Origin of the sequence: Actinacidiphila sp. bgisy160 (assembly GCF_965342435.1) — a bacterium.
Lineage (GTDB): Bacteria > Actinomycetota > Actinomycetes > Streptomycetales > Streptomycetaceae > Actinacidiphila.
In genome coordinates, this window is the sequence record NZ_CBDRCM010000040.1 from 60,428 (window position 1) to 69,399 (window position 8,972).

Below are 8,972 nucleotides of genomic sequence, written 5' to 3' on the forward strand. Positions count from 1 at the left end.
CCATGCCCACCCATGACTTCATCGGCATCGGACTCGGCCCCTACAACCTGGGCCTGGCCTGCCTGACCGCCCCCCTCGACGACCTCGACGGCCTCTTCCTGGACAGCAAGCCCGGCTTCGACTGGCATCCCGGCATGCTGCTGGACTTCGCCACCCTCCAGACGCCCTTCATGGCCGACCTCGTCACCCTGGCCGACCCCACCTCCCCGTTCTCCTTCCTGAACTACCTCAAGGAGTCCGGACGGCTGTACTCCTTCTACATCCGCGAGCACTTCCATCCCGTTCGCGAGGAGTACAACGCCTACTGCCGCTGGGCGGCCGGCAAGCTCGGCAACGTCCGCTTCGGCCACGAGGCGACCCGTGTCGAGTACGACGAGAAGGAGGGCCTCTACACCGTCCACGCCCGCCACGCCGACGGCGGCACCACCACCCACCGCGCCCGTCACCTGGTGCTCGGCACCGGCACCCCGCCGTACGTCCCCGAGGCCTGCCGCGGCCTGGGCGGCGACCTCGTCCACAACTCCGGCTATCTGGAGGCCAAGGCCGCCCTCCAGGCCAAGCAGTCCGTCACCGTGGTCGGCAGCGGCCAGAGCGCCGCCGAGATCTACTACGACCTCCTCGCCGGCACCGGCACCGGCGGCTACCGCCTCAACTGGGTCACCCGCTCCCCGCGGTTCTTCCCGCTGGAGTACACCAAGCTCACCCTGGAGATGACCTCGCCCGAGTACGTGGACTACTTCCACGCCCTTCCCGAGGACACCCGTTACCGCGTGGAGGCCGAGCAGAAGGGCCTGTTCAAGGGCATCGACGCCGACCTCATCAACGGCATCTTCGACCTGCTCTACCGAAAGAGCGTGCGCGGCCCGGTCCCCACCCGGCTGATGACCAACACCGCCCTGACCGGCGCGTCCTACGACGAGACCGCCGGGACGTACACCCTCGGCCTGCGCCACGTCGAGCAGGAGCGCGACTTCACCCTCGAGACCCAGGGCCTGGTCCTGGCCACCGGATACCGGTACCGCGTCCCCGCCTTCCTGGAGCCCGTCCACGACCGCCTCCGCCGGGACCGCCACGGCCGCTTCGACGTCGCCCGCAACTACAGCATCGACACCACCGGCCGCGGCGTCTTCCTGCAGAACGGCGGCACCCACACCCACAGCATCACCTCACCCGACCTCGGCATGGGCCCCTACCGCAACTCCTGGATCATCCGCGAGCTGACCGGCCGCGAGGTCTACCCCCTGGAGAGGTCCATCGCCTTCCAGGAGTTCGGCGCCCCCGCCGGAGCCGCCGCATGACCGTCGCCACCCCCCTGTACTCCCGCACCGACGAGCGCCTGGGCACCTTCGCGCTGCGCCCGCTGGACCCCGAGGGCGACGCCGGGCTGCTGCACGGCTGGGTCACCGACCCCAAGTCCGCGTACTGGATGATGCAGGACGCGGACCCGGCGACGGTCGCGTACGAGTACGGCAAGATCGCCGAGCACCCGTACCACGACGCCTTCGTCGGCCTCCACGACGGCCGCCCCGCCTTCCTCGTCGAGCGCTACGACCCCCGGCACGTCGAACTGGCCGGTCTCTACGAAGCCCGGGACGGCGACGTCGGCATGCACTTCCTGTGCGCCCCCACCGACACCCCCGTGCACGGCTTCACCCTCGCCGTGATCACCACCGTCATGGCCTTCCTCCTCGACGCCCCCGCCCATCGCCGCGTCGTCGTCGAACCCGACCTCCGCAACACCGCCGTCCACGCCCTCAACGCCGCCGTCGGTTTCGAGACCGTCGGCCCGATCACCAAGCCCGAGAAGGAAGCGCTGCTCAGCACCTGCACCCGCGAGCAGTTCCTGGCCACCCAGGCCGGCCGGACGTCCCGAGGAGCAACCGCATGACCGCGACAGCCGCAGCCGGCGCCGCCCGCGACGCCGTCGCCCATCTCACCCCCGAGCTGTGGGACCGCGCGGGCCGCCTGCTCATACGCAAGGCCCTCGCCGAGTTCACCCACGAGCGGCTCCTGGCGCCCGTGCGGACCGCACCGGGCCGCTACACCGTCACCAGCGACGACGGCGCCACCGAGTACCGTTTCGCCGCCCGCGTCCTCACCCTCGACCACTGGCTGGTCGACGCCGGCAGCATCACCTGTCACCGCGACGGCGCCGAACTCCCGCTGGACGCGATCGACTTCGTCATCGAACTGCGCACCGCCCTCGGCCTGTCCGACGAGGTCCTTCCGGTGTACCTGGAGGAGATCGGCTCCACCCTCTCCGGCACCGCCTACAAGCTCTCCGGTCCCCGCCCCACCGTCGCCGAGCTCGCCCGGGCCGACTTCCAGACCGTCGAGACCTCGATGACCGAGGGCCACCCCTGCTTCGTCGCCAACAACGGCCGCCTCGGCTTCGGCATCCACGAATACCACGCGTACGCCCCCGAGGCCGCGGCACCGGTCCGGCTGATCTGGCTCGCCGCCCACCGCGACCACGCCACCTTCACCCACTGCGCGGACACCGACTACGACCGGCTGGTGCGCGCCGAACTCGGCGAGGACGTCCTGGCCCGCTTCGCCGCCACCCTGCGCGACCTCGGCCTGGACCCCGACGACCACGTGCTCATCCCCGTCCACCCCTGGCAGTGGTGGAACAAGCTCTCCGTCACGTTCGCCGGCGAACTCGCCGCCCGGCGCCTGGTCCTCCTCGGCCCGGGCGACGACGACTACCTCGCCCAGCAGTCCGTCCGCACCTTCTTCAACATCAGCCACCCCGGGAAGCACTACGTCAAGACGGCCCTGTCCGTGCTCAACATGGGCTTCACACGCGGCCTGTCCGCCGCCTACATGGAGGCCACCCCGGCCATCAACGACTGGCTGGCCGACCTCATCGACCGCGACGCCGTCCTCAAGGCCACCCGTCTGTCGATCATCCGCGAGCACGCCGCCGTCGGCTACCGCCACCGCCGGTACGAGGCCGCGACCGACCGCCACTCCCCGTACCGCAAGATGCTCGCCGCCCTCTGGCGGGAGAGCCCGGTCGCGGGGCTGGAGCCCGGCCGGCGCCTGGTCACCATGGCGTCCCTGCTCCACGCCGACGCGGACGGACGCTCCTTCGCCGGCGCCCTCGTCGCGGAGTCCGGCCTCACCCCGCAGGACTGGCTGCGCCGCTGGCTGGAGGCGTACCTGACCCCGCTGCTGCACTGCTTCTACGCGTACGACCTGGTCTTCATGCCGCACGGCGAGAACGTCATCCTCGTCCTGGACGAGAAGGGCGTCGTGGAACGGGCGGTCCTCAAGGACATCGCCGAGGAGATCTGCGTCATGGACCCCGAGGCGGACCTGCCGCCCGCGGTCCGGCGCGTCCGCGCCGAGGTCCCCGAGGACATGCGGCTGCTGTCGATCTTCACGGACGTCTTCGACTGCTTCTTCCGCTTCCTGGGCGGCATCCTCGACGACGAGGGCATCCTCGATGAGGACGCCTTCTGGCGCACCGTCGCCGAGTGCGCGGCCGGCTACCAGCGCGCGGTCCCGCACCTGGCCGGCCGGTTCGCGCGGTACGACCTGTTCACCGACACCTTTGCGCTGTCCTGCCTCAACCGGCTCCAGCTGCGCGACAACCGGCAGATGGTCGACCTCGCCGACCCCTCCGGTGCCCTCCAGCTCGTCGGCGAACTGGAGAATCCGATCGCCCGCCACCGGCCGGCCACCGCCCGGGGAGCGCTGGGCTCCTAGCGGCCGAACTCGGCGGCCCAGCCCTCTATGGCGTCGGCGGCCTGGTCGAAGGCCTCCGTACGGCCCAGGAAGTCCGCGTTGTGGTCGGTGAGCAGCGGTCGCAGCCGGTCGCCGTCCGCCCGCGTGACGACCAAGGCCTGGCCCTGGACGGTCCGGGGCAGCCCCAGCCACTTCACCGGCTGCTGGGCGGTACGGACGGCGCCGACCCGGTTCCACGGCAGCGTCGTGGTGTAGAAGAGCCCGACCTGCCGCAGCCCGCGCGTGCTGACCCAGAAGCCCACGCGCAGCAGGCGCAGCGCGCAGCCGATGGCCAGCACGGCGGCGCCGATCGTCGCGGCCACCCCGGCCCCGTTGCCCGCGAGCCCCATGATCACTGCCGCGAAGAGCAGGTACGAGGCGAGCATCAGCAGCATCGCCGCCGCGGCCACCCTCCAGGGCCCCGGGCGGTAGGGACGGATCCACCCGTCCTGGACCCGGTGCGGAAGGGCGGCGTCCGCGGCGTACTCGTCGTGGCCGCTGTCGGCGGCGAGGAAGGGCAGAGACACATCGGTGAGGCTAGCGGGAGCCGCCGGGACCGGCCAGCAGAGGTCCGCCGGTCGTCTGCCTTGCTCCGCTTTGCGGGGGGTGGGGCCGGTGTCGACGGGTGTCGGGCGATCTCGGAGCGGACGCATAGGCTGGGCGCCGCCCCCAGCTCCGTGAGGAAGGACGCCCGGTGACCGACACCTCCGCCGACGATTCCGTGCAGTTCCGCGACGACGTGACCGTCGAGCTCGTCAAGCACAGCGCCGCCGACTCGGACGTGTTGTGGGCCGCCCGGGTGTCCACGGCGGGCGAGCAGTCCCTGGCGGAGCTGACGAAGGACCCGGAGCGCTCCAAGGGCCTGATCAACTACCTCATGCGGGACCGCCATGGCAGCCCCTTCGAGCACAACTCGATGACCTTCTTCATCAGCGCCCCGATCTTCGTCTTCCGCGAGTTCATGCGGCACCGGGTCGGCTGGTGTCTGCCGGGTGATGCCATGATCCGCGTCGGTGCCGGCAAGAGCGGCAAGGCCAAACGCATCGCGGACATCCACCGGGACTGGAAGATCGGTGTGACCGACTCCATGGGGCGCACTCGCCGGCTGAAGTCCTGCCAGAACCTCCTGGCCGACACGATCAACCTGGACACAGGGCTGGCGGAGAAGGCGGCCATGGTCGACGTCTTCGAGTCCGGCGTGAAGCCGATCATCAAGGTCTCCACGACCGACGGCAAGGCTCTGCGGTGCACCGCGGACCACCGTGTGTGGACCCCGGACGGCTGGGTTCGCGCCGGCGACCTGCGCGCCGGTGACCGCGTCGGGCGGCTCGGCCGTGTGGAGGTCGGCGAGCGGGTCGGTATCCCGAAGCGCCTGCGCGAAGGGATTCAGATCTGGACCACCGAGCAGCGGGCCGCTCTCGTCGCACCCATCGACCTCTGCTACATCTGCGAGGAGAAGTTCGAGGCGAAGGATCTGGAACTGGACCATGTCATCCCCGTGGACACCGATCTGACCAAGGCGCTCGACGTCTCGAACCTGCGACCGGCCTGCACGTCGTGTCGCCGGCGGAAGACCGACGGCGAAGGCGTGCCGATCGGAGTGCGCCGCCGCGCCCTGCGGAACGGTGTGCGCTGGGAGGGCGTTGTCTCCGTCGTTCCGGACGGGGAGGAGATGACCTATGACATCTCCATGCCGCCGCCGCACCACAACTTCATCGCGGATGGTTTTGTCGTGCACAACTCATACAATGAGGAGTCGGGGCGCTACCGTGAGCTGCAGCCGGTCTTCTACGTGCCGTCCACCGAGCGCAAGCTGGTGCAGCAGGGCCGCCCAGGGAAGTACGAGTTCGTACACGGCTCCCCCGAGCAGCACCGCGCGGTGACGGACGCCATGGAGGCCTCCTACCGGCAGTCCTACGACGCGTACCAGAAGATGCTGACGGCCGGCGTCGCCCGCGAGGTCGCCCGGGCCACCCTGCCCGTAGGTCTGTTCTCGTCGATGTACGCCACCTGCAACGCCCGATCGCTGATGCACTTTCTCGGTCTGCGCACCCAGCACGAGCTCGCCAAGGTCCCGTCCTTCCCGCAGCGGGAGATCGAGATGGTCGGGGAGCGGATGGAAGCCGAATGGGCGAAGCTCATGCCGCTCACCCACGCCGCCTTCAACGCCAACGGCCGGATCGCTCCGTAGCAGGTCACCACTCATCCGGAATCTTCCGATTGCCGGGTTTCATGCAATTCGTCTAGTCTTCAGAAACGGATTCCGGTGCTGCTTGAACCCCCGAGCAGGCAGCGCCGGAGTCCTCATCGCAGGTCCCGAGGGGGTATCCCGGCACCGGCACCGAGTAGCGTTGGACTCATGGCTCCGACCTCCACCCCGCAGACCCCCTTCGGGCGGGTCCTGACCGCAATGGTCACGCCGTTCACCGCGGACGGCGCCCTCGACCTCGACGGCGCGCAGCAGCTCGCCGCCCACCTCGTCGAGGCAGGCAACGACGGCCTGGTCGTCAACGGCACCACCGGTGAGTCGCCGACCACCAGCGACGTGGAGAAAGAGCAGCTCGTCCGGGCCGTACTGGAAGCGGTGGGCGATCGCGCGTTCGTCGTGGCCGGCGTCGGCACCAACGACACCCACCACACCGTCGAGCTGGCCCGTCAGGCGGAGCGAGCCGGAGCCCACGGCCTGCTCGCGGTGACGCCGTACTACAACAAGCCCCCCCAGGAGGGCCTGTACCGGCACTTCACCGCCGTCGCGGACGCCACCGGCCTGCCGGTGATGCTCTACGACATCCCCGGCCGCAGCGGCGTCCCCATCGAGACCGAGACGCTCGTCCGGCTCGCCGAGCACCCCCGGATCGTGGCCAACAAGGACGCCAAGGGCGACCTCGGCGCCGCGAGCTGGGCCATAAGCCGCAGCGGCCTCGCCTGGTACTCCGGCGACGACATGCTCAACCTGCCGCTGCTGTCCGTCGGCGCCGTCGGCTTCGTCTCCGTCGTGGGGCATCTGGTCAGCCCTGAGCTCCGGGCCCTGCTCGAGGCGTATCTCTCGGGTGACATCCACAAGGCGACCGAGATCCACCAGAAGCTGCTCCCGGTCTTCACCGGCGTCTTCCGTACCCAGGGCGTCATCACCACCAAGGCCGCCCTGAACCTGCAGGGGCTGCCCGGCGGCCCGCTCCGGCTCCCGCTCGTGGAGCTCGGCCAGGCGGCCACGGCGCAGCTGAAGCAGGATCTCGCCGCCGGCGGGGTACAGCTGTAGCCAAAGACTCAAGAACTGAATATCGCTCCATGAGGACAACGAAACAGAACGCACGCTGTCATGCGCGCACGGTGTCCCCGGGCCCTCGCCCGGGGCCTGTGGCGTGCGTGGTGAGGAGATACTTTGAGCCATCCGCACCCTGAGCTCGGCCCACCCCCCGCGCTGCCCGAACGCGGCCTGCGCATCACTCCGCTCGGTGGTCTCGGAGAGATCGGCCGCAACATGACGGTCTTCGAGTACGGAGGCCGGCTGCTGATCGTCGACTGCGGGGTGCTCTTCCCCGAGGAGGAGCAGCCCGGAGTCGACCTGATCCTCCCGGACTTCACCTCCATCCGTGACCGCCTGGACGACGTCGTCGGCATCGTCCTCACCCACGGCCACGAGGACCACATCGGCGCCGTCCCCTTCCTCCTGCGGGAGAAGGACGACATCCCGCTGATCGGTTCGAAGCTGACCCTCGCCCTCATCGAGGCGAAGCTCGCCGAGCACCGCATCCGCCCCTACACCCTCGAGGTCGCCGAGGGGCAGCGGGAGCGCATCGGGCCCTTCGACTGCGAGTTCGTGGCGGTCAACCACTCCATCCCCGACGCCCTCGCGGTCGCCATCCGCACCCCGGCCGGCATGGTCGTGCACACCGGCGACTTCAAGATGGACCAGCTGCCGCTGGACGGCCGGCTCACCGACCTGCACGCCTTCGCGCGACTGTCACAGGAGGGCATCGACCTGCTGCTCTCGGACTCCACGAACGCGGAGGTCCCCGGCTTCATCCCGCACGAGCGGGACATCTCGCCGGTGCTGCGCCAGGTCTTCGCCAAGGCCGGGAAGCGGATCATCGTGGCCAGCTTCGCCAGCCACGTGCACCGCATCCAGCAGGTCCTGGACGCCGCCCACGAGCGCGGGCGCAAGGTCGCCTTCATCGGCCGCTCCATGGTCCGCAACATGGGCATCGCCCGTGACCTGGGCTACCTGCGGGTCCCACCGGGTCTCATCGTGGACGTCAAGACGCTCGACGACCTCCCCGACGAGAAGATCGTCCTGGTGTGCACCGGGTCCCAGGGCGAACCCATGGCGGCCCTGTCCCGGATGGCCAACCGCGACCACCAGATCCGCATCGTCGAGGGCGACACGGTGGTCCTGGCCTCCTCGCTGATCCCCGGCAACGAGAACGCGGTGTACCGGGTGATCAACGGCCTGACCCGCTGGGGCGCCGACGTCGTGCACAAGGGCAACGCCAGGGTGCACGTCTCCGGTCACGCCTCCGCCGGCGAGCTGCTGTACTTCTACAACATCTGCAAGCCCCGCAACCTCATGCCGGTCCACGGCGAGTGGCGGCACCTGCGCGCCAACGCCGAACTCGGCCGGGCCACGGGCATCCCGAAGGAACGCTGCGTCCTCGCCGAGGACGGGGTGGTCGTCGACCTCGTCGACGGCGTCGCCAAGGTCACCGGCAAGGTGCAGGCGGGTTACGTGTACGTGGACGGCCTCTCGGTCGGCGACATCACCGAGACCTCGCTCAAGGACCGCCGCATCCTGGGCGAGGAAGGCATCGTCTCGGTCTTCGTCGTCGTCGACAGCACCACCGGCAAGGTCGTCGGCGGCCCGTACGTCCAGGCCCGCGGTTCCGGCATCGACGACGAGGCCTTCGGCGAGGTCCTCCCGAAGATCGAGGAATCCCTCGCCCGCGCCGCCTCCGACGGCGTCGCCGAGGTCCGCCAGCTGCAGCAGCTCATCCGCCGCGCGATCGGCAAGTGGGTGTCCGACAATTACCGTCGGCGCCCGATGATCCTGCCTGTGGTCGTGGAGGTCTGACGCACCACCAGGAGCGGGGCACCCTCGATTTGCATCGGGGTGCCCCGCTCCAGTACGTTGGCACAACCCCGCGACGAGAACGCCACGGAGACGTGCGTCCTCACGATGGGTCGGTAAATCCGGCGGAAAGCATCTGCTAAAGTCGGGGAGCGCGAAAGCCGAAAGGCCGAAG

At 69.8% G+C, this 8,972-nt stretch carries 7 protein-coding genes and 1 pseudogene; 7 read left to right on the forward strand and 1 reads right to left on the reverse strand.

What is annotated here, in order from left to right; translation table 11 throughout:
• Window positions 1-2 precede the first annotated feature (2 nt).
• Genes ACRWNP_RS26610 through ACRWNP_RS26620 form a run of 3 tightly spaced genes read left to right on the forward strand, consistent with a single transcriptional unit; the run spans window position 3 to window position 3,714 of the window.
• Window positions 3-1,298, forward strand: a complete 1,296-nt coding sequence (locus tag ACRWNP_RS26610; protein ID WP_431965599.1) for a lysine N(6)-hydroxylase/L-ornithine N(5)-oxygenase family protein — start codon at window positions 3-5, stop codon at window positions 1,296-1,298.
• Window positions 1,295-1,888: a GNAT family N-acetyltransferase gene (locus tag ACRWNP_RS26615; protein WP_431965601.1), complete on the forward strand. Its 594-nt coding sequence runs from the start codon at window positions 1,295-1,297 to the stop codon at window positions 1,886-1,888. The genes ACRWNP_RS26610 and ACRWNP_RS26615 overlap by 4 nt, the downstream gene beginning before the upstream one ends.
• Complete coding sequence (locus ACRWNP_RS26620) at window positions 1,885-3,714, forward strand: IucA/IucC family protein (RefSeq protein ID WP_431965603.1); 1,830 nt, start codon at window positions 1,885-1,887, stop codon at window positions 3,712-3,714. The genes ACRWNP_RS26615 and ACRWNP_RS26620 overlap by 4 nt, the downstream gene beginning before the upstream one ends.
• Here the strand turns inward: ACRWNP_RS26620 and ACRWNP_RS26625 are convergent.
• On the reverse strand, window positions 3,711-4,259 hold the full coding sequence (locus ACRWNP_RS26625) for a hypothetical protein (protein WP_431965605.1): 549 nt from the start codon (window positions 4,257-4,259) through the stop codon (window positions 3,711-3,713). The genes ACRWNP_RS26620 and ACRWNP_RS26625 overlap by 4 nt on opposite strands.
• A 167-nt stretch (window positions 4,260-4,426) precedes the next feature.
• Here ACRWNP_RS26625 and ACRWNP_RS26630 point away from each other — a divergent pair.
• From ACRWNP_RS26630 to ACRWNP_RS26645, 4 genes and pseudogenes are all read left to right on the forward strand, one after another.
• Window positions 4,427-4,714, forward strand: a pseudogene (locus ACRWNP_RS26630) (FAD-dependent thymidylate synthase); the annotation flags it as partial.
• Window positions 4,715-4,819: 105 nt separating this feature from the next.
• Entirely contained in the window at window positions 4,820-5,923 is a 1,104-nt protein-coding gene (gene thyX / locus ACRWNP_RS26635; protein WP_431965617.1) for an FAD-dependent thymidylate synthase, read from the forward strand.
• Between the two features lie 168 nt (window positions 5,924-6,091).
• Window positions 6,092-6,991 carry a 4-hydroxy-tetrahydrodipicolinate synthase gene (gene dapA / locus ACRWNP_RS26640; protein ID WP_431965607.1) on the forward strand — a complete coding sequence of 300 codons (900 nt, stop codon included), beginning with the start codon at window positions 6,092-6,094 and terminating at the stop codon, window positions 6,989-6,991.
• Window positions 6,992-7,114: 123 nt separating this feature from the next.
• Window positions 7,115-8,800: a ribonuclease J gene (locus ACRWNP_RS26645; protein WP_431965609.1), complete on the forward strand. Its 1,686-nt coding sequence runs from the start codon at window positions 7,115-7,117 to the stop codon at window positions 8,798-8,800.
• Window positions 8,801-8,972: the final 172 nt, after the last annotated feature.